Source organism: Staphylococcus hyicus (genome assembly GCF_000816085.1).
GTDB classification, from domain to species: Bacteria; Bacillota; Bacilli; order Staphylococcales; family Staphylococcaceae; genus Staphylococcus; species Staphylococcus hyicus.
Map to the genome: position 1 here is coordinate 423,556 of NZ_CP008747.1, position 22,030 is coordinate 445,585.

21 protein-coding genes are annotated in these 22,030 nt (G+C 36.2%); 17 read left to right on the forward strand and 4 right to left on the reverse strand.

Going from position 1 to position 22,030, the window contains the following annotated elements; translation table 11 throughout:
* Positions 1-45: 45 nt before the first annotated feature.
* Positions 46-1,458 carry a glycosyltransferase family 2 protein gene (locus SHYC_RS01770; RefSeq protein ID WP_039643966.1) on the forward strand — a complete coding sequence of 471 codons (1,413 nt, stop codon included), beginning with the start codon at positions 46-48 and terminating at the stop codon, positions 1,456-1,458.
* An 87-nt stretch (positions 1,459-1,545) separates the two neighbouring features.
* Complete coding sequence (locus SHYC_RS01775; RefSeq protein ID WP_039643968.1) at positions 1,546-3,030, forward strand: DUF6056 family protein; 1,485 nt, start codon at positions 1,546-1,548, stop codon at positions 3,028-3,030.
* A gap of 150 nt (positions 3,031-3,180) precedes the next feature.
* On the opposite strand, the gene nagE is transcribed toward SHYC_RS01775, so the two are convergent.
* On the reverse strand, positions 3,181-4,650 hold the full coding sequence (gene nagE, locus SHYC_RS01780; RefSeq protein WP_039643970.1) for an N-acetylglucosamine-specific PTS transporter subunit IIBC: 1,470 nt from the start codon (positions 4,648-4,650) through the stop codon (positions 3,181-3,183).
* Between the two features lie 451 nt (positions 4,651-5,101).
* Between nagE and lip the strand changes: the two genes are divergently transcribed.
* On the forward strand, positions 5,102-7,099 hold the full coding sequence (lip, locus tag SHYC_RS01785) for a YSIRK-targeted triacylglycerol lipase (RefSeq protein ID WP_082021520.1): 1,998 nt from the start codon (positions 5,102-5,104) through the stop codon (positions 7,097-7,099).
* 92 nt (positions 7,100-7,191) lie between these two features.
* Here the strand turns inward: lip and SHYC_RS01790 are convergent, their stop codons facing one another.
* A complete protein-coding gene (locus tag SHYC_RS01790) occupies positions 7,192-7,857 on the reverse strand; it encodes an NAD(P)H-dependent oxidoreductase (RefSeq protein WP_039643973.1) in 666 nt (221 codons plus the stop codon).
* Between the two features lie 150 nt (positions 7,858-8,007).
* Between SHYC_RS01790 and SHYC_RS01795 the strand changes: the two genes are divergently transcribed.
* Complete coding sequence (locus SHYC_RS01795; protein ID WP_039643975.1) at positions 8,008-8,877, forward strand: fructosamine kinase family protein; 870 nt, start codon at positions 8,008-8,010, stop codon at positions 8,875-8,877.
* A gap of 22 nt (positions 8,878-8,899) precedes the next feature.
* Positions 8,900-9,385: a DUF1648 domain-containing protein gene (locus tag SHYC_RS01800; protein ID WP_039643977.1), complete on the forward strand. Its 486-nt coding sequence runs from the start codon at positions 8,900-8,902 to the stop codon at positions 9,383-9,385.
* A 139-nt stretch (positions 9,386-9,524) separates the two neighbouring features.
* Here SHYC_RS01800 and SHYC_RS01805 read toward each other — a convergent pair whose 3' ends face one another.
* Positions 9,525-10,133 (reverse strand): hypothetical protein, encoded by a 609-nt coding sequence (locus SHYC_RS01805; protein ID WP_039643979.1) that lies wholly within the window; start codon positions 10,131-10,133, stop codon positions 9,525-9,527.
* 286 nt (positions 10,134-10,419) lie between these two features.
* Between SHYC_RS01805 and SHYC_RS01810 the strand changes: the two genes are divergently transcribed.
* The 9 genes from SHYC_RS01810 to SHYC_RS01845 all read left to right on the forward strand — a co-directional run bounded on the left by SHYC_RS01810 (position 10,420) and on the right by SHYC_RS01845 (position 18,270).
* Complete coding sequence (locus SHYC_RS01810) at positions 10,420-11,478, forward strand: efflux RND transporter periplasmic adaptor subunit (protein WP_039643980.1); 1,059 nt, start codon at positions 10,420-10,422, stop codon at positions 11,476-11,478.
* Positions 11,475-12,161, forward strand: a complete 687-nt coding sequence (locus SHYC_RS01815; RefSeq protein WP_039643983.1) for an ABC transporter ATP-binding protein — start codon at positions 11,475-11,477, stop codon at positions 12,159-12,161. Before SHYC_RS01810 ends, SHYC_RS01815 begins: the two co-directional genes overlap by 4 nt.
* Positions 12,154-13,341: an ABC transporter permease gene (locus SHYC_RS01820; protein WP_039643985.1), complete on the forward strand. Its 1,188-nt coding sequence runs from the start codon at positions 12,154-12,156 to the stop codon at positions 13,339-13,341. Before SHYC_RS01815 ends, SHYC_RS01820 begins: the two co-directional genes overlap by 8 nt.
* 136 nt (positions 13,342-13,477) lie before the next feature.
* Positions 13,478-14,650 carry a serine hydrolase domain-containing protein gene (locus SHYC_RS01825; RefSeq protein ID WP_039643987.1) on the forward strand — a complete coding sequence of 391 codons (1,173 nt, stop codon included), beginning with the start codon at positions 13,478-13,480 and terminating at the stop codon, positions 14,648-14,650.
* Between the two features lie 208 nt (positions 14,651-14,858).
* Entirely contained in the window at positions 14,859-14,993 is a 135-nt protein-coding gene (locus SHYC_RS12515; protein WP_257053540.1) for a hypothetical protein, read from the forward strand.
* A gap of 26 nt (positions 14,994-15,019) precedes the next feature.
* On the forward strand, positions 15,020-15,688 hold the full coding sequence (locus SHYC_RS01830; RefSeq protein ID WP_039643989.1) for a response regulator transcription factor: 669 nt from the start codon (positions 15,020-15,022) through the stop codon (positions 15,686-15,688).
* Positions 15,685-16,836, forward strand: a complete 1,152-nt coding sequence (locus SHYC_RS01835; protein ID WP_039643991.1) for a sensor histidine kinase — start codon at positions 15,685-15,687, stop codon at positions 16,834-16,836. Before SHYC_RS01830 ends, SHYC_RS01835 begins: the two co-directional genes overlap by 4 nt.
* A 68-nt stretch (positions 16,837-16,904) precedes the next feature.
* Positions 16,905-17,321, forward strand: a complete 417-nt coding sequence (locus tag SHYC_RS01840) for a DUF2231 domain-containing protein (protein WP_039643993.1) — start codon at positions 16,905-16,907, stop codon at positions 17,319-17,321.
* Between the two features lie 13 nt (positions 17,322-17,334).
* Entirely contained in the window at positions 17,335-18,270 is a 936-nt protein-coding gene (locus SHYC_RS01845; protein ID WP_039643994.1) for a cation diffusion facilitator family transporter, read from the forward strand.
* Between the two features lie 159 nt (positions 18,271-18,429).
* On the opposite strand, the gene yut is transcribed toward SHYC_RS01845, so the two are convergent.
* Positions 18,430-19,314, reverse strand: coding sequence for an urea transporter (gene yut / locus SHYC_RS01850; RefSeq protein WP_231912798.1), 885 nt, complete (start codon positions 19,312-19,314; stop codon positions 18,430-18,432).
* Positions 19,315-19,556: 242 nt separating this feature from the next.
* Between yut and SHYC_RS01855 the strand changes: the two genes are divergently transcribed.
* Genes SHYC_RS01855 through ureC form a run of 3 tightly spaced genes read left to right on the forward strand, consistent with a single transcriptional unit; the run spans position 19,557 to position 21,939 of the window.
* Entirely contained in the window at positions 19,557-19,859 is a 303-nt protein-coding gene (locus SHYC_RS01855) for an urease subunit gamma (RefSeq protein ID WP_039643999.1), read from the forward strand.
* An 11-nt stretch (positions 19,860-19,870) separates the two neighbouring features.
* The gene (locus tag SHYC_RS01860; protein ID WP_039644001.1) at positions 19,871-20,227 is read left to right on the forward strand and encodes an urease subunit beta; all 357 of its coding nucleotides are present in this window, start codon (positions 19,871-19,873) and stop codon (positions 20,225-20,227) included.
* On the forward strand, positions 20,224-21,939 hold the full coding sequence (gene ureC / locus SHYC_RS01865) for an urease subunit alpha (RefSeq protein WP_039644003.1): 1,716 nt from the start codon (positions 20,224-20,226) through the stop codon (positions 21,937-21,939). The genes SHYC_RS01860 and ureC overlap by 4 nt, the downstream gene beginning before the upstream one ends.
* Positions 21,940-22,030: the final 91 nt, after the last annotated feature.

Sequence of the window (22,030 nt, forward strand, 5' to 3'; positions counted from 1 at the left end):
TAGATTAGAAATTTATTAGTATATTATACACGAAAGGGTTATTACATGCTAAATAAATCGAAACTGTTCACGATTATAGTTACAACTTATAACAATGAAACTTCTATTCAAAGCACGCTGGATTCTATCATTCATCAGACGTTGGACAATAGCCACTATGAAATTATAGTTGTAGATGATTGTTCGACGGATGAAACATGGTCAATTTTACAAAAATACAAGCGAGACAATATTGTATTACATCGACTTGAACGTAATACTGGTGGACCTTCTCAACCTAGAAATGTAGGGTTGCAACTTGCGCAAGGTAAATATGTTTATTTTCATGATGGTGATGATTGGTTACACTCTGAAATATTAAATCACATATACGAGCAAAAAAAATGGCATAAAAGTGATGTAATCGTCGGAAAAGTTTTGAAATTCAAAAATGGCAATACTTCTGTACATGCCAAATTTATGTCGATTAAAGATCGTATCAATAATAAACCCTTAAAAATCCCATATTTATTTTATTATTTAGGGCCTGCGGGGAAGTTTATTAAAAAAGACTTGTTAACTAAACATCAAATTACTTTCCCAGATGATACACATTTCGGTGAAGATAAAATATTTTTTATGAACGTATTTAAATATGCTCAAAAAGTAACGACAACGACTAAGGAAGTGACATTTTTTAATCGCTCTACAGACAATCAATCTATTGTTAGAAGTACGGACTTCTTAGAGAAACGTCGAAGTGATTTTAAATTATTTGAGGCAGTGTTAAAGGCTAAAGATAGAAAGTTTAAAGAAGCATTTATGTTAAGAGTACTAGAGTATGATTTATTGAATAATTGTAATAGCCATGTATTTTTAAAGTTAAGTGAAAAAGAGAAGCAACAAACTTTTGAAATTATTAGAGCGGTTTATACGCATAAAAAAGTGTCGCATAAATTAATTAATAAAATAGACACTAAATATTCTGATGCTGTAGATGCCATTATGAATGATGATCTTGAAAAGTTTGTTGACTTTTTTAGATGGTATAAAAAGGAAGCGAAAGTCTATCGTATAGATAAAAAGCACGTATTAACACAAACGGATTATGACGATAAATTTCATGTGAATGTCCCTTATGCCAATTTATTAAATTTGCAAGTTACAAAAAATAGAGTTGTCCTTCAATTAAATATTTTCAATGTTCCTGAAGAGGACATCAAAGGTCTAGTGCTAGAATCTCGTAATCAATACGACGCGTCTGTAGACATAGATGACTTTGTATATTCAAATGGCGTCATCACAATTGATCAACCAAAATCAATGTTTACGAACTTAAAGAAAGGTCTATATAATGTGTTTGTTGTTTATGATGAATATAAAGCGATAAATATAAAATATGGATTTACGAAAGAAATCGGGAATTTAACGTTCTATCCAACGATACATGGTAATCTTTCAATTAAAAAAGTGCAGTAGATATTTGGTTGCGTGCGCATAGTTAAGTAAAAGTTGACCTAAATGGCATATGCCGTTTAGAAATTTAAATGGAAGAGAGTTTTGAACATGTGGGCTAAAATTCAGCAATTCCATATCGTGTTATTGATATTTTTATTTTATTTAGTTTTAAGTATCCTAATGCCATTAACCCATGATGATCTTGAATGGGCGTCTTCATATGGGATGGAGATGCTTGCATCACATTATGAAACATTAAATGGGCGTTATTTAGGAAATACGCTAGAAGTCTTTGCGACGCGATTTAATGTGTTACGTTATGCGTTGTATACTTTATTTTCCTTATTAATTATATTTGTCATAATTAAAAGTACGGATTCAATCATGGGCAAGCGTGAACAATCTCATTATTTTATTTTGATTCTATTCTTATTGACGCTTCTTATTCCGCACACGATATTTAGCCAAACGAACGGGTGGTTTGCAGGATTTTTTAATTACGTCCCAGCAACAATTGCATCATTAGTTATTTTGCATTACTGTGTGAAGTTGATTAGCTATGGTAAGTTAATGTGGTGGGAAATGATCATAATGATGATTACGGCTATTACGGGTCAATTGTTTATGGAAAATATGACGCTTTTCAATATTGCAGTGATAATCATTGCTGCTTTTATGTATTATATTAAATATCAAAAGCATCTAAAACAATTATTGATAGCCTTAGCAAGTGCAATGGTTGGCGCGATAATCATGTTTACGAATCCTCAATACGTCAAAATATTCGGTGGGGAATCCGATTACCAAAAAGTGAGTAATGAAAATCAAGGTTTGATGAGTCGAATTGCCAATACATTATTGACCCAATTTCCTGAGCAAATTATTTATCAAAGTATTTTGATACTAATCGTCATTGCTGGGCTCATGGTTCACCTTGTATATCGAAGTGGTGTATCGTTAAGAATAAAAGTGATACTTATAGTAGGACTTTCGATTGCGCCATTATATACAATTTTATTGCGAGTACCATTGGGTATTAAATTTAAGTTGCAAGATACATCAGTAGCTTTTCTTGATTTTTCTGTGGCAATGTTGTTCTATGTGGTGCTCATTGTAAGTTTGTATTACACATCAATGCCCACACGGTTAAAATCCTATGTCGTGATGTTATTATTCACAATTCCTATCATGGTAGCGCCATTACTGATTGTGCAACCGATAGGTCCTCGAAATTTTTACTCGGTATTTATAATTTATGTTATGGTGGCATTTATACTCATACGTTATATTGATTTTAAAGGGCAAACTTTTCGTTGGATAATTCATTTATTAACGGTAACATTTGCAAGTGTATATATCATCATGTTTTTAATTATATCGATATCAGATCATATGAGGTTGGCTGCAATACATCGTGCCGTTGAAGAAAATCCTAAGTTAACGACGTATCATATGAAGCGCTTGCCATTTGAAGCATATATGCAACGTTCTTCACCTAAAACAGACTTTCGTAAAAGGATATTTAAAGAACACTACAATATTCCACAGCGTATAAAAATAGAATTCCCCCCATCTTCAAAACCAGGGGAGTAAATTATCTCATTTTTTCGGTTATATCTTTACGCCTTATTGATTAAATCTATGTATAAAGATAAATAAAAAAGCAAACAAAGTTCATGAATAAATGAATTTTGTTTGCTTTTTTGATTAAAGAATGGGCTATGCGCAAGCCGCCTCGTTTTTTTATTTTTGGTGTTGCTCCATTTGTAACTCCATTTCATCAGCAACGTGTTGAACGTGTGTACCTATGATGACTTGAGCTTGATGTTGTCCATTTTTCACAATACCTACAGCGCCAGCTGATTTGATTTTGGATTCGTTCATAAGATGTGTATCATTTAATTCTAAGCGTAAACGTGTTGCACAATTAGTGAGTGAAACGATGTTATCTTGGCCGCCGAGCCCCTCTAGAAGTGTTGCAGCGGTTTGATAGTATTTTGATGCATGGGCTTCAGTTTCATGCGCGTTTAAATTTACTTCGGGTTCTGGAATTTCTGTTCCGCGTCCAGGTGTTTTGATATTGAATTTTACAATCATGAACCTGAAAATGGCGTAATACAAGACGAAAAACACTAAACCTTGCAAAACGAGCATTAATGGTGTGTGGGCGATAGGGTTAATTAAAGATAAAATATAATCAATGAGGCCTGCACTAAATGAAAATCCTGCCGTCCACTGGAATGTTGCTGCGATAAATAATGATAAACCTGTTAAAAAGGCATGAATCACATATAACTGAGGTGCCACAAACATAAATGCAAATTCTATCGGCTCTGTAATACCTACAACGAATGCAGAAATCGCACCTGCCAACATTAAACTTGCGACTTGTTTTTTATTTTTAGCGTCCGCTGTATGATACATTGCAAGCGCAGCTGCGGGTACACCAAACATCATGATCGGGAAAAAACCAGCCATATAACGTCCGGTAATACCTTCTGTTCCTTTTTGACTTTGGAAATTGGCAATGTCGTTCACGCCTGCAACATCAAACCAAAATACAGCATTTAGTGCATGGTGCAAGCCAGTTGGAATCAATAGACGATTGAAAAAACCATAAAGACCAGCACCAATGGGACCCAGACCTAAAATGAATTCCCCAAAATTGACCAAGCCAGAATAAACGAACTGCCATACAAATAACAAAATACCCGCTAAAAGGACGCTGAATAATGCAGTCATTATCGGAACGAGTCGTTTACCGCTGAAAAAAGATAGAGCAGTAGGGAGTTCAGTCGCAGCGAATTTATTATACGCATAAGCAGCTATTAAACCGACTAAAATACCGATAAAGACATTTCCATTGTTAATATTTGTGAAACCGGCATTTACATCTTTTACTGCAATATTTAAGTAAGCAGCGACATTCTCAGGTTTGAGCAACGTCGTTACTGTGAAAAAACCAACAACAGTCGCTAAAGCAACTGCACCATCGTTTTTCTTAGCCATACCCAGCCCTACACCGATGGCGAAAAGCAATCCTAATTGACCAATAATCCCCATACCAGCATTAAAAAAGAATGTATACGCAGCATTCGTATTATTCGAAAATGCTGCGATGGTGTTTGCGATGGCTATTAAAATAGCAGCTGCAGGAAGAACGGCAACAGGTAGCATTAAAGATCTACCGATGCGTTGTAAAAAATTAAGCATATGTACACCTTCTATTCTTAAAATATGAATTCCTATCAAGCTCAATTGATAAGCACAATCATTATATAATAGCGCTTTCAAATTAGATAGAGGCATAAGTTAAAATATGCAAATTTGTAATATTGTGGATAATCAAATATGCATGAAGACATTAATCTAATATGTATAAGAATCAAATGGGAGCAAGATAACAACGGCAATGATGTTTGAACGTATTTTATGCAATAAGCAGATCAGTGACAAAGCTATGAAGACAAGAAATATATACGATTCATTAAACACTGACTTTATGTGTTTATATTTAAAATTGCTAAGTTAGCATGCAATTGAACACTTAGGAAATGTGTTTTGACAGTTAGGCAAAAAATATGCGTAACTGTTTGGAGAAAATAGTGTTTTTCAACAGTTACGCATGCAAATCTAACAGTTAGGCAACTTTACAATATTTTAAATGAAATTTGGTAGACTACTTTTAAACTCGCCGTGGCGGGAATCTACTTTTACTTTTGAAGGGACTGGTTTAATGAAAGAAACAAAACATCAACACACATTTTCTATCCGTAAGTCGGCTTATGGTGCCGCGTCGGTTATGGTCGCATCATGTATATTTGTCATCGGTGGGGGCGTGGCAGAGGCAAATGATTCGACAACACAAACAACGACACCACTAGAAGTCGCTCAAACGTCGCAGCAAGAAACACATACACATCAAACACCTGTTACATCATTACATACTGCAACACCTGAACATGTTGATGACTCTAAAGAAGCAACACCTTTACCTGAAAAAGCAGAGTCACCAAAAACCGAAGTGACAGTTCAACCTTCATCGCATACACAGGAAGTACCTGCGTTACATAAAAAAACACAGCAACAACCGGCGTATAAGGATAAAACGGTACCAGAGTCAACGATAGCATCAAAGTCGGTTGAATCAAATAAAGCAACAGAAAATGAGATGTCACCTGTTGAACATCATGCTTCAAATGTGGAAAAACGTGAAGATAGATTGGAGACTAATGAGACAACACCGCCATCAGTGGACCGTGAATTTAGCCATAAAATCATCAATAATGCGCACGTAAATCCAAAAACGGATGGACAAACAAACGTTAATGTTGATACGAAAACGATAGACACCGTTTCACCGAAAGATGACAGAATAGATACGGCGCAACCGAAACAAGTCGACGCTCCTAAAGAAAATACAACGGCACAAAATAAATTTACATCACAAGCGAGCGACAAAAAACCAACAGTAAAAGCAGCACCTGAAGCCGTTCAAAATCCAGAAAACCCTAAAAATAAAGACCCGTTTGTGTTTGTTCACGGCTTTACAGGATTTGTTGGAGAAGTCGCCGCTAAAGGTGAAAATTATTGGGGTGGAACGAAAGCGAACTTACAAAATCATTTGCGAAAAGCAGGGTATGAAACATATGAAGCGAGTGTCAGTGCGCTTGCGAGCAATCATGAACGTGCGGTAGAACTTTATTATTATTTAAAAGGTGGACGTGTAGATTACGGGGCGGCACATTCTAAAAAATATGGTCACGAGCGTTATGGTAAGACATACGAAGGGGTCTTAAAAGATTGGAAACCAGGTCATCCAGTCCATTTCATAGGCCATAGTATGGGAGGACAAACGATTCGTTTATTGGAACATTATTTACGTTTTGGTGATAAAGCAGAAATCGCTTATCAACAACAACACGGTGGTATCATAAGCGAATTATTTAAAGGTGGCCAAGATAATATGGTCACATCAATTACAACAATCGCAACACCACATAATGGGACACATGCCTCTGATGATATTGGCAACACGCCTACGATTCGTAATATTTTATATTCTTTTGCGCAAATGTCGAGTCATTTAGGAACGATTGACTTTGGTATGGACCACTGGGGGTTTAAGCGTAAAGATGGTGAATCTTTAACCGATTATAATAAGCGTATTGCAGAAAGTAAAATTTGGGATTCTGAAGATACAGGGCTTTATGACTTAACGCGTGAAGGAGCCGAAAAAATTAATCAAAAAACAGAGTTAAACCCAAATATTTACTATAAAACATACACAGGTGTTGCAACGCATGAGACACAATTGGGCAAACATATCGCTGATTTAGCTATGGAATTCACTAAAATTTTAACTGGCAATTATATTGGGAGCGTAGATGACATACTATGGCGCCCGAATGATGGCTTGGTATCTGAAATTTCATCACAACACCCATCTGATGAAAAAAATATTAGTGTTGATGAAAACTCGGAACTACATAAAGGCACATGGCAAGTGATGCCGACCATGAAAGGTTGGGATCATAGTGACTTTATTGGAAATGATACACTTGATACAAAACATTCAGCTATAGAATTAACAAACTTTTATGACTCGATTTCAGATTATTTAATGCGTATCGAAAAAGCAGAAAGCACAAAGAACACATAATGATGAACGCTTTATCTTAATGCGCACATTTTAAAAACCTTCAAAATTCAGACTGCAGAATTTTGAAGGTTTTCGTCTAAGATGACGTTTGTTTAATCAATCCATTGAACAACGTCATGGTAAGAACGACGTGTTTTTTCCCGTGTAGGTGCTTCAAGGCGGTAACCAAATGCGACCATAACAGAGGGATAATATTCGTCAGTATCGATATAGCCATCGTCGCTTAAAAGTTGTGCGACATCGTCATATAAGAAGCCTTCCATTGGACAAGAGTCGATTCCTAACATTGCAGCTGTAGTCATCATATTACCAAGAGGAATATACGTTTGTTTGCTAGCCCAATCTAATAATGTGCGGTCACTTTGGTATAAATCATTACTTTCATTTTGAAATTTAGAAGTGGCATCTAATTTTTGGAGTGCTGTATCTGGTGTCATATGATGGATGACTTCAAACATATGACGCACGTAATCATTTTGTGGGCGGACGTTTTTACGTGCTAAAATAAGGACAAAATGACTGGCTGAATCTAATTGTTTCTGTGCCCCCCAACAATAAGGCTTAAGTGCTTGACGTAATGCTTTATTTTGTATTACGAGAAATTTCCAAGGCTCTAAACCAAGTGAACTCGGGGATAAGCGGCCGGTTTCTAAAATAGTGCGCATGTCATTCTCACTTATTTTTTTTGTTGGATTAAATTGTCGAATGGCATGGCGAAAGTGATACGCATTAAGTATACGTTGTTGAACATCTTTCATTTTATATTCGCTCCTTTTAAGTCATCATACTTAAAGTATAAAAAAGATATCCTTTAATTTAAAATGAACTGTTTCGTATGTCACGCGTTATTCATAAACGTTATTTTTGTGGGTAAATAAAATGCAAATGGGTTAAGAAGGGATGATAAAATGAATTTAGAACAATGGAGTGCTGCATTACCATTAAAAGATATTACATCAATCATGCCGGTTTCAGGTGGTGATGTAAACGATGCGTATAAGGTTGAAACGTTAAACGAAACGTATTTTCTCCTTGTTCAACCGAATCGATCAGAGCGATTTTATGCGGCAGAGATTGCAGGACTTAAAGCGTTTGAAAAAGCGGGTATTACTGCACCGCGTGTTATTGCTCAAGGGGAGAATGATGGCGATGCGTATTTATTATTAAGTTATCTCGAAGAAGGGACTTCTGGACGTCAAGAAGAGTTAGGACGTCTCGTTGCGACGTTACATCGAACAGAAAGCGAAAACGGTCAATTTGGGTTCCATCTCCCTTATGAAGGGGGTGACCATCGCTTTGACAATACATGGACAAAAGACTGGGCAACACTTTTTTTGGCTCAACGTATAATTCCGTTGAAAGAGAGGATTGTGTCGCAACACTTATTATCAGCAAAAGATTTAACGTTGTTTGATCAAGTTTATGACATAATGTCGCAATCGTTAAAACAACATACCAGTCGTCCGTCATTATTGCATGGGGATTTATGGGCAGGTAACTACATGTTTTTAACAGATGGGACACCGGCTTTATTTGATCCTTCACCTTTATATGGGGATCGTGAATTTGATTTAGGTGCCACAAAGGTGTTTGGTGGCTTTTCTCAAGAATTTTATGACGCTTATCATGAAGCGTATCCTTTAAGTAAAGGGGCAAGAGAGCGCATTCGATTTTACGAATTGTATTTATTGTTAGTACATCTTGTGAAATTTGGTGCGATGTACGAAGGTCGTGTGTGTAAAGTCATGAAAGAAATTATTACAGACACAACGATATAAATAAAAACGGAGTGAGCACATCATGAATTACAATCGGTACCGCATTCGAATATTAAATGGTTTTTGTCTCATTATATGGCTGATAGCGCTGAGTTATCTAGGCCTCATGTATGACAACATCCCAAATAAAGTAGGCACACATTTCACACTTTTAGGTCAAGCAGATGCCTACGGGGATAAGGTAAGCTTATGGCTGTTACCTGTGACATTTATGGTAATATGGGTGATAGGCGTGCTTTTCTCAAATGCCCTTCCCACTTTATTGAATCTCGTCTTAGGCGTAAAACAGTCCGTGAAGACACAACAATGCGTAATAACAGGTTTCTTTAGTATCTTACATTTAACAACTTGGATGTTATATATGAACTTAGTACACCATGCTTTACAAGGAGAACACAAAATTACGGTGTTTTTTACAATTTTACCCATTGTTTCAGTAAGTATCTATATCATTCTTGTTATAGGATACGGATTGAAACAAAAGGGGCGCAGAAATAAATTAAAATGAAATGTTAAATGCATCATTATGTCAATCACGAAGACTAAATGCATTCATAAAAGGCAAAACATCCAACATCGTTCATGAACTCATGAATGGTGTTGGATGTTTTTTAATGGATAGGATTGAGATGCCTGAACCCTTTTGTTTACGCTACTAAGAAGCCTATAACACCAATCAATATTGTAAATATCAAATGAATCATCGCAAAGATCCATGCCCATTTTTTTGAAAGGTGACACGTTGAATAAAGGACTACACCGAACAACCATGCAGTTAAGATATTTTGAATATTGATTGCCCCTAAAATAGGTTGTCCTGGTGACAGCACATTTAAAGACCCTATATTGATATCAGGAAGTTGTAAGCCAAATATCCATTGTATACTTAAAATGACGATTTGAATAAAAGAGATAATGATTAACATAAGTAATGTTGCAGCAAGGATACTCTTTACTTCGACATTCAAATTAGCGACTTTCGCGATAATTAACGTAATAACAAAATACATGAGAAATATAAAAATATAAATAATGATACTCATAATGATTCCCAATATTTTGAATAGAGTTAACGCAGAATCTATATCCGTAGATGCCAAGTCTAAATCTTTTAAAATCGATGTATAGTCTGTCAAAGATATTGAGATAAAAGCAGTAATACAAGACAATAAAAATAATAATAAGAATTTCAATAATACTTTAGGATTTGAACGTTCTTTTTCAAACGCTTCAATATGTAAAAAGTTGTTTTTCATGATTTGACGCCTCCCATTACTGATGTGTTGACAACTTTATAATCACAATACGATATATTTTTTAATTAATCAATGTGAATTTCAGAATTAACAAATGTTAATTTAAAGAAAATAATCAAAAATTGCATTAATTTACTTTCGTGTATGTGAAAAATCATATAAACTTAAACATATTAAGTTGTGTTATGTTTATCATGTGACCAATATTCAACTTAATTAATAACAACGCGATTTGGTTAAACAACATCATTTGCGCGTCAAACATATAGGGTGAGGAGCGAATCAATTGAATAAGAAAAGTTTAATAGTCCTGTCTATTGTAGGTATTTTATTTTTGATTATCGCAGGGTTTATTGGTAGAGCAATGACAGGAAACAACAAAGAAGAAACATCAGGCTATGATACATATGAAGTGAAACCAGAAAGTGCGATTAAGGTGACTGGTAAAGTGTCACCAGAGTCTATTAAAACGTATCAAAACAATGTGCAATTAGGGGAATTTGTAAGTGTTCAAGTCAATGATGGGCAACGTGTCACGCAAGGCACACCTTTAATTCAATATCAGGTAGACCCTGCAAAACGTAGTCAACTCTATGACCAAGTACGTCAAGCTGAAGCTAAAGGGGATCAGGCTGCCATCAATCAAGCTTGGAAACAACTCAATCACTATGATCGTCAAGTTAACGATAGCGTGTATGCAACGTTTAACGGTATTGTTTCAAATGTTAAACGGAATCATGTGGCTGAGGGTGAACCGATTTTAAAGCTGATTGCAGAGGAACCACAAATAAAGACTACTGTGTCAGAATTTGATTTAAATAAAATCTCTGTCGGTGATACGGTGAATGTGACGGTTACAAGCTCTGGCAAAAAAGGTAAAGGGAAAATTAAAAGCATTGCAGAATTGCCAACAAGTTATGAAGAACATTCGCAAGCCACTGGTCAATCGGAAGTATCTGGAGCAGGCTCAATGCAATCCACAGCAGATGAAGGTCAAACGGTGAATGCTTCCAATCCTACTGAACAAAACCCTAGCGGTGGAGACAATCACGCGTCATCTAAATATACAGTGATGATAGGGGAGTTGGATTTTGAAGTGCGACATGGTTTTTCTGTGGAAGCTGAAATCCCATTAAAAACGTTAAAAATCCCAGCATCTGTGCTCACAAAAGATGACAATGTATATGTTGTTGATAAAACACACGTAGTACACAAACGTAAAATTAAATATGATGAAAACAATGGCGATCTTGTAGTAAAAAATGGATTAAAGCAAGGTGATATTTTAATTAAAAAACCTGATAGTGGTATCTCGGATGGTAAAAAAGTTGAGGTGTCATCATGATAGAACTTGTTAATGTGAATCGGCATTTTAAAAATGGTAATGAAACGAATCACATTTTAAAGGACATTCATTTACGTATTGATTCAGGTGAATTTGTTGCCATTATGGGGCCATCTGGTTCGGGGAAAAGTACGCTTATTAATATTCTAGGTTTTATTGATCGCGGTTATGAAGGAGATTATTTATTTGACCAACATAATTATCAACAACGTTCAGATAATGAACTTGCTAAAATTCGTAATCGTACAGTTGGATTTGTTTTTCAAAACTTTAAGCTCATTCAAAATAATACCATTTTAGAAAATGTGAGTATCCCTTTACTTTATGCGGGTTTATCGGCTAAAGTACGCAAAGAACGCGTAAAAGCGATGCTTCATGAAGTAGGGCTCTATGATAAAGAACACCTTGTTCCAAATAAATTATCTGGGGGACAACAACAACGTGTTGCGATTGCACGTGCGATTGTGAATCAACCTAAATTTATTATTGCAGACGAACCCACAGGGGCACTCGATTCAAAAACGTCGCAAGATATAATGAGATTATTTTTAAAGCTCAATAAAGAACAAGGTACAACGATGATTTTGGTCACGCACGATCCGAAAGTAGCGGCGCAAGCAGATCGTATCATTCATATTTTAGATGGACGTATTCAAAAAGAAGAGGTGAACGTGCATGAGTAACTTTAGTAATATTATTCACGTTGCCTTGCGTTCTATTATGAAAAATAAACGTCGTAATATCTTTACGATGATTGGTATTATAATCGGAATCGCAGCGGTCATTACGATTATGGCGCTTGGTAATGGGTTTAAAAAAACGGCGAATGAGCAGTTTAATGATGCAGGTGCCTCTAAAAATACAGTGCTTATAGATTATATGGATAATCAAATGGCAGAAGGGGGCAAAATAGCGAATACGCAACCTTTTACAGCTGCGGATGTCGATATGGCTCGCCAAGTCAAAGGTGTGGAAGAAGTAAATATTAAATCAAATGATGAGACGGGGTTAAAAAGTGAAGCAACGCGCACGAATAAAAAATCAGAGATTACGATAAAACCATTATCTTCGGCTAAAGAGGTGGATAAGGGAAAAGGATTCACACAAGAGGACAATGACATGTCAGAACGCGTGGCAACCATTAGTTCTGACGTTGCAGATGCTTTATTTAAAGGAGATGCGGTAGGGAAAACAATTTATATTGATGGTATGGGGTTTACAGTTAACGCTATTCAAGATGAAATGATGACACCGAATCTTGTTCAAATACCTGAGAAAACAGTGAAGCGTTATCTTCCAACGTTAACTTCTTCGACGCCACAATTAGAGGTGAAATTTAGCGCATCGATGAATAAAAAAGATGTAGGCAATGCTGTTGCAGAAAAATTAAATAAAAATGGATCTGCTGTAGGTGATGGTACATATCAATATACAGATATGGAAGCCCTCATGAAAAATATTAATAAAGTGTTCGATGCGATTACGTATTTTGTCGCAGCAGTTGCAGGTATCTCGCTTTTCATTGCTGGGATTGGCGTCATGAATGTCATGTACATTTCAGTAGCAGAGCGAACAGAAGAAATTGCGATACGCCGTGCCTTTGGAGCAAAGGGGAGGGATATTGAATTGCAATTTCTCATAGAAAGTATTATTCTATGCTTGATTGGTGGCGTGATTGGATTAGTCATTGGTATTGGCATAGCATCTATTGTGGATGCTTTAACACCAGACTATATACGCAGTTCAGTCACATTTGGTTCTGTTTTACTCGCAGTTGGTGTATCGTCATTCATCGGTGTTGTATTTGGATGGATTCCGGCACGCTCAGCTTCTAAGAAAGAATTGATTGATATTATTAAATAACACGTCACGTGACCAGTAATTCATCGCAACAATCATGTATTTAGCGGAGTTCAGAGGTCACATGATGTCAGTATGTGTCGCTGAGCAGTGACAAAATTCTTTTTTTGTTGAAAGATTAAAAGAGGGAAAATGAAGAGTGAAAAATAAAAGTAGAGCTTTATTAAAGAAAGTGATGATAGGTTTAGTAGCTTTTGCAGTTTTGATAGGTAGTGCCAGTGTATACCGTTACTTAAAACGTGAACATGATCAACATTTAACAGAATATATTTCCAATCAACATAAGAAAGATGGGATCAAGGCAGAGAACATTCCACGCTTAAAAACAGTCGTTGATCAAAAAAACGTCGCGTATACCTCGATTGATCAGTACTTAAAAAAGACTGATTTTAATGGTGCGATTGCCATTTTTGACAACGGTCAGTTAAAAATGAATAAAGGGTATGGCTTCCAAGATATAGAAGCTGGTAAGGCGAACGGACCCAATACACTTTTTCTCATTGGTTCAGCGCAAAAGTTTTTTACAGGTATGATGATTAAAAAACTGGAATTAGACGATAAAATTAATCTTAATGACTTTGTAGACGACTATTTACCTGATTTTGAAACAAACCCGAAAATTACATTGAAAGATTTAATGTTACATCGTAGCGGACTTTATAAATATGAAGGTTCACGCGACATATTAGATTTAGATGGTGCGGTACAAGCCATTCATGATAAGGGAATCAACCCTAAAACATACCATAAACATTTTTACAACGATGCGAATTATCTTGTGTTATCTAAAGTTGTAGAGGAAGTGACACAAAGAAGTTATACGGAAAACTATTACAAAGATTTTGCTAATCCTTATAATCTTAACCATAGTGCATTTTATAATGATGTACGTTATCAAAATGATATGGCGAAAGGATACAAATTAAGTGACCATATTCCTGTGTTTAAAAAGCCTGTATTTTTAGATCAATATTATGGGGCAGGGAATTTATATATGTCCCCTTACGATATGGGGCGTATGATTCAAAAATTACAAACGAATCAAGTTTTTCCACAACAAGAAACACAGGCCTATATACATGAAATAAAGTCTTCACGTTATCCTGAAAATTACCGATATGGGTTTTATTCATTCCCTGACTTTAATCGCGTGAATGGTGTGTTTTTTGGACAAACATTTACGGCTTATTTTAATGGGCGTTACACAGTTGTCTTAGCAACAAATTATGAAAACCACAAATCAAATTTAAATGAAACCAAAATCAAACACGTCTTTTTTGATATATTAAAACAACCGAAGAGAAAAAAATAAACGTGTGTATTCCAGACTGTCGACAAAGCTAACGACTTTGTTGGCAGTTTTTTTACATATATGCGCTATGCACTCATTTCTCAATATGGTGAAAATATAAGACACGAGATAAAAAGTGCAATATATTTTGAGTATAAAATTGGACGGGTTATTCATTAAAATAAAGTGGTATATAATAGAGATAAAATTTTTATAAGGAGGCATTCGTATGAAACAATTTTACAAAATGTGTGCCTATGTGGCGGGATTTATTGGTGTCGCGGTGATGTGGTGTGTGGCGATATTAACAGTGCAACAGTATCGCGTAGATGATCATATGAGCAAGGATAACAATGCATCATAACAACTTAGAATACACGAGGTGATGAAATGAAAGTCTTACTCATTGAAGACAACCGTATGATTGGAGATTTACTTCTAAATATGTTGAAGTTGCGTCAATATACAGTAGATTGGTTAACATCAGGTGAAGACGTCTCATTATATATGGAGCAAATTCATTATGACTTGATTCTTGTAGACTGGATGTTACCGGATATGACGGGGGTGGATATTATTCATCACATTCGTCAAAGTGGCAATGCTATTCCGATTATCATGTTAACTGCCAAGTCTCAAACGGCTGATAAAGTGGAGGGACTTACTGCTGGGGCAGACGATTATGTGACGAAACCCTTTGAGTTTGAAGAGTTAGAAGCACGGATGCTTGCGGTGATGAAGCGATATCATGCGTTAAATAAACAAGTTAAAACAATTGGAAATGTAACGTATGATTTCCAAAAACATCATTTTATAAAAGAAGGTCACATCCTAGAGTTTACGCAAAAAGAGTATCAATTATTGGAATTATTATTTTTGAATGCAGTCGTTTCACGCGTGTTAATTATTGAGAAAGTGTGGTATTTAGATCAAATTGTATCAGATAATAATATCGATGCACTTGTTCGTCAACTTAGGAAAAAATTAATGCACTTGGACACCACACTTCACATTAAAAGTATCCGTGGCGTCGGGTACAAATTGGAAGTGATGCCATGACAAACTACCGATTTTGGCCTGCTTTTATTAAATATGCGGGTATGCTGTTTGCCTTATTGAGCGTGTTGTTTTTGATAATTGTTATTTTATTTAGTTATAAATTGAATCAAGAAATTAATGAGACGGCTGAACGACAAACCACAAGTGTCAAAACAACACTTGAACATCACGAATCGGTCAATCCAACTCATGATTATTTCATTGTGAAAAACGGAAAGGTTATTGAAGCCATGACACCGTTTACTACGCGTGAATTGAAAACGCGTTTTCTTAATCAAGCATCTCAAACACCGTATATTGATGAAAGTAATCATGGGGTGTTTGAGGTTAGAAGCGTATCACTTTCAAATGAACGAACGTTATACAGTTTAACGAATGTACACGATTTTCATGAAACGAAAGGTTTTTTAATAACAGTATTAATCGGATGTTTTGTATTTGGTTTTATACTAATGATGGGCTTGGCATATTATCTTGCGCAACGCCCAATTAAAGTGTATGAACAATTGATGCAAGAGCAGCGCGTGTTTATACAAAATGCCTCACATGAAATGAAAACCCCCATCGCATCATTATTACTTGGTACACAATATATAGAAATGCTTGATCGTGATCATTTGAGTGTAACCAGCCGCCAAACATTGACGCAAATGAAATCTGAAGTTACGTATATGCAACAACTCATAGATTCCTTGTTAGATACCGATATGACGATTAAAGAAATCGACGAGATTCCGATTGCGCCAATTCTTGATGAAGCGGTGCAATCGATTGAAATGGCATATCGTACCAAGGTTAAACGGCTCTATGCACGACATTTAACGTATCCCATCTTACCATTTCACCTGAAGCAAATCGTTAATATTTTATTGGACAACGCGATTAAACATAATGATTCTGAGGTAAACGTATCTATTAGTGCATCTAAAACAATCAATGGGATTGAATTAAAGGTAAGTGATAATGGCGTAGGGATTTCAAACGACCAACAACAGCATATCTTTAAACGGTTTTACAGGGGGAACCAAAATCAAAAAGGGTCAGGTATTGGTTTGGCGTTGTTACAAGCACGTGTACATCAATATGGTGGCACAGTGACTGTACGTTCAAAAGAAGGAAAAGGCACAACGTTTTTGATAAAACTTTAAAAATTTCAGTTTCATTTCAGTTTTCTTATATATAGTAAGCCTATAAAGAAAACAAGGGGTAGATAGAAATGCCATTACATCCATTATTTGTCCATTTTCCAATAGCTTTATTATCTTTTGCAACGTTAATTGCGTTATTGAACGTGATACTTAAGAAAAAAGATTTGTCTTTTTCATTAGCGCTTTTACTTATATTTGGTATGTTATCAGGAGTCATGAGTTACTTATTAGGTGATAGTGGTGAGGAATACGCAATGCAACATTTTAATCCACAACATGTAGAAAGTTTAGTGCACTTACATGAGACGTTTGCTATGCTTTCGTTAATAGCATACGGTCTTGCAACGGTTATTCACTTAGGGGGTATGTGGTTTAAAGCTTATGCAACTTACTCGAAATGGGGCGTACTGATTTTCACGATTATTGGATTTGGATTATTAATTGTAGCTGGACATCTAGGTGCAAGTATTACGTACGGGAATTAAGGAGGATTAGGTGATGCAAAGAAATTATTATTTCCACCATGTTGAACATCGAAAATTACAAAAAAGTTCTAAAAAGACGCTATGGGCGTCATTAATTATTACATTATTTTTCACGATTGTAGAGTTTGTTGGAGGGATACTTTCTAATTCACTTGCTTTACTTTCAGATTCCTTTCATATGTTAAGTGATGTGATTGCACTTGGTTTATCCATGGTGGCGATTTACTTTGCAAGCCGTAAACCGACTGCGAACTATACATTTGGCTATTTACGTTTTGAAATTATAGCTGCATTTTTAAATGGCTTGGCTTTAGCCATCATCTCAATATGGATCTTTTATGAAGCGATTATGCGCATCATTTATCCAAAACCTGTTGAAAGTGGTTTAATGCTCGTTATTGCTACAATAGGTTTAATCGTCAATATCGTTTTAACGATAATATTAATGCGCTCACTTAAAAGTGAAAATAACATCAACATTCAAAGTGCTTTATGGCATTTTATTGGTGACCTATTGAACTCTGTCGGTGTGATTGTAGCAGTGGTACTTATCTACTTTACAGGAATTCAAATGATTGACCCTATTTTAAGTATGGTGATTGCTGTAGTAATTTTACGTGGCGGATATAAAATTATGCGAAATGCGGTATTGATTTTAATGGAGTCTGTACCAGAACATTTAAATACGGATGAGATTATGGAAGATATGAAACGTGTTGATCAAGTTTTAGATGTACATGAATTTCATTTATGGTCTATCACAACGGATCATTATTCTTTAAGTGCACACGTTGTACTTGATAGCAAAAGTGGTCAAGATGCTTACGAAACAATAAATAAGTTGGAACGCTTATTAAAAGAAAAGTATGGCTTATCACATACAACGCTTCAAATTGAACATTTGGAAATGAATCATTTAAATGAAGCGTACTTTGAAGAAATCAAATAAGGAAGTTTGATGAGATACAATGTTTGTCTCATGTAACATTAACGAAAAGCCCTAAAAATTCACAGTATGATGAATTTTTAGGGCTTTTCACATGCTCTATGTTATACGCGTTCGTGATTATTAACAATCCAAAATGAGGGGATTGAAAAAGTATGCGCGTCACATTTTGTCTAATTTATTTTTACCTGCGAGGAGTAATACCCATGTGACGATAATAAAGGGGAGTGTCAATATTGGAATGCCGAATGGTTCTAAAAAAGTGGCAATTGCACCATATGACATGGGTGTTAACACGATGACAAGGATAAACATCAAATAACGGTTGTAATGTGTGCGTGCTCGAAATGTAACTGCCATTGCCATCACCGTTAAAATTAAATTATAGCCAAAGAGACCATGATTTAATGCCATCATATCAGAGCCTAATACATATACAAATGTCATTGCTAGTAAATTGGCAATGATTACGAAAATACCCGCCCATCTTGAAGCGATAAAAAAAGCGATGATGATTAAGATGCCTGAAATTACATTTTCTACGAGGAATATTTGGCTGATACCATTAAAAAATGCGGCAATGGGATGTAATGGTTGGGATACATCAATCTTAGCGACATGCTTTAATGGTAAGACGTTTACAGTACTTCTTAAAAATTTAAACTGTTGATTCATAAGTAGTATCATCCATGTAATCAGTACAAACGGTGCCGTGAGTTCTGGTAAATGATAACGTTGAAACACAGTTTGCATTGCTTTGGACAGTGGCATAACGATAATTGTTGCAATCAAACATATCATGACAGTTTGCCACGTCATCACCATAAAAATACTCAATGCGATAGCAACAAGCACACTATTGAACCCTGATAGTCCGGCATGAATTTCAGCTCTCGAATAACCAAACATAGGAGCGGTTAATAAACTCATCGCACTTCCAATCATTGCCGCTAAACCGACTTTCCAATCTCCAATCCATAACGCAAGCAGAATGAGTAATCCTGTCCATACATTTTCGAGTAAAACGACTTGAGATATGTTCTTCAAAAAACTTTGTAGTAGTAAAGGCATATCATATCACTCTTTTCCTTTAATTTTTAACTATGTTACTTAAATAAATTACCGTAAAAGTTATATTGGTATAGTTTGTGATAATTTATAATGCTTTATTTAAAAAGAATCTATCTATAAAATACTTTTCAATAATAACATAATCATTTGAAGCGCGTCATTTAAAGGATTATAATTTGAATGTAAGTTTATTTTTACAAAAGGGAGTGAGTAGTGAGATGAATTTTACGCAACGTGAGCAGGATAAATTGATGCTCGTTGTTGCAGCAGATTTGGCACGACGACGCAGAGCGCGCGGTTTAAAACTAAATCATCCTGAGGCAGTTGCATTAATCAGCTATGAGATATTAGAAGGTGCGCGTGACGGTAAATCTGTTGCGGAACTCATGAGCTACGGGCGTGAAATTTTAAATAAAGACGATGTAATGGATGGCGTTGAATCTATGGTGACTGATATTGAAATTGAAGCTACATTTCCAGATGGGACAAAGCTAGTGACCATTCATCATCCGATTGTTTAGGAGGATAAATAATGAAACCAGGAGAAATCATCGTACAATCAAGTGAAATCATGATAAATGAAGGACGTGCAACTACTAAAATTACTGTCAAAAACAGTGGGGATCGTCCTATTCAAGTGGGGTCACATTATCACTTCTATGAAGCAAACTCAGCACTCACGTTTGATCGTGACGAGGCATATGGCAAACATTTAGACATCCCTGCAGGTGCAGCTGTACGTTTTGAGCCGGGAGATGAAAAAGAAATTCGCCTTGTACGTTATGCTGGTGAGCAAAATATTTACGGCTTTCATGGCAAAGTTGACGGTCCACTTGATCAATCCCGTATTACAGGTCCGAATATGGAAGAAGGAAGTGATGTCAAATGAGTTTTAAAATGACAGAATCACAATATACAAGTTTGTACGGTCCAACAGTTGGAGATTCTATTCGTTTAGGAGATACAAATCTTTTTGCGAAAGTTGAAAAAGATTATGCCCAATATGGGGATGAAGTGGCATTTGGTGGCGGAAAATCTATCCGTGACGGCATGGGACAAAATCCGAATGCAACACGTGATAACAAAAAAGTGGCTGACTTAGTGATTACGAATGCTGTCATTATCGACCATGATAAAGTCATTAAAGCCGATATTGGTGTGAAAAATGGTTATATTATGAAAATCGGTAAAGCTGGCAACCCAGATATTATGAACAATGTGGATATTATTATCGGAGCCTCTACTGAAATTATTGCAGCAGAAGGTAGTATTATCACAGCTGGTGGTATTGATACGCATGTTCATTTTATTAATCCAGAGCAATCTGAAATTGCTTTAGAAAGTGGCATTACCACCCAAATTGGTGGTGGTACAGGTGCGACGGAAGGGACTAAAGCAACAACTGTAACTCCGGGTTCTTGGCATGTTCACCGTATGCTACAGGCAGCAGAAGCTTTGCCGGTTAATGTTGGATTTACAGGAAAGGGTCAAGCGGTCAATCATACCGCATTAGTCGAACAAATCCATGCAGGCGTCATAGGACTTAAAGTACATGAAGACTGGGGGGCGACACCATCAGCATTACGTCACGCATTAGAAGTGGCTGATGAATATGATATTCAAATTGCGCTCCATGCAGATACGCTTAACGAAGCAGGTTTTATGGAAGATACGATGAAAGCTATTGGGGATAAAGTGCTTCATATGTATCATACAGAAGGTGCTGGTGGCGGTCATGCGCCTGACTTAATTAAAGCGGCAGCGCACGCAAATATTTTACCATCATCAACGAATCCCACACTCCCGTACACGCATAACACGGTCGATGAACATTTAGATATGGTCATGATTACGCATCATTTAAATGCATCTATTCCAGAAGATGTGGCATTTGCGGATTCACGTATACGCAAAGAAACAATTGCTGCAGAAGACGTACTCCAAGACATGGGTGTGTTCGGCATGGTTAGTTCAGACTCTCAAGCGATGGGTCGTGTCGGTGAGGTCATTACACGTACGTGGCAAGTGGCACATCGTATGAAAGCGCAACGTGGTCCCCTTGAAGGTGATGGTGAACATAACGACAATAACCGCATTCGTCGTTATATTTCAAAGTATACAATTAACCCTGCGATTACGCATGGTATTTCAGACTACGTTGGATCTGTAGATGAAGGAAAATTGGCTGATTTAGTGATGTGGGATCCGCGATTCTTTGGTGTGAAACCTACATTAGTAATCAAAGGTGGCTTAATCAATGTTGCCATCAACGGTGATGCCAATGGCTCTATCCCGACATCAGAACCAATTAAATATCGACCGATGTATGGCCAATATGGTGGGAATATGCAAAGTACAGCTTTGACATTTGTATCACAAGCGGCCTATCAAGATGGGATTCGACGTACTTTAGATTTAAAGCGTCATGTGCGTCCAGTTAAAAACATCCGTAATCTTTCTAAAAAAGATATGGTGAACAATGACGCACTGCCTCAACTTGATGTAGATCCAGAAACGTATGAAGTGTTTGTAAATGGTGAAAAAATCACGAGTAAGGCAGCAACAGAATTGCCATTAACACAGCGTTACTTCTTATTCTAAATGAAAATAAAAAGTGATAAAAAACATCGCTAAATTAGGATTACAAAATAAAATATGCTATTGAAAAAGTGTTTTGCAATTGGTAAATTAA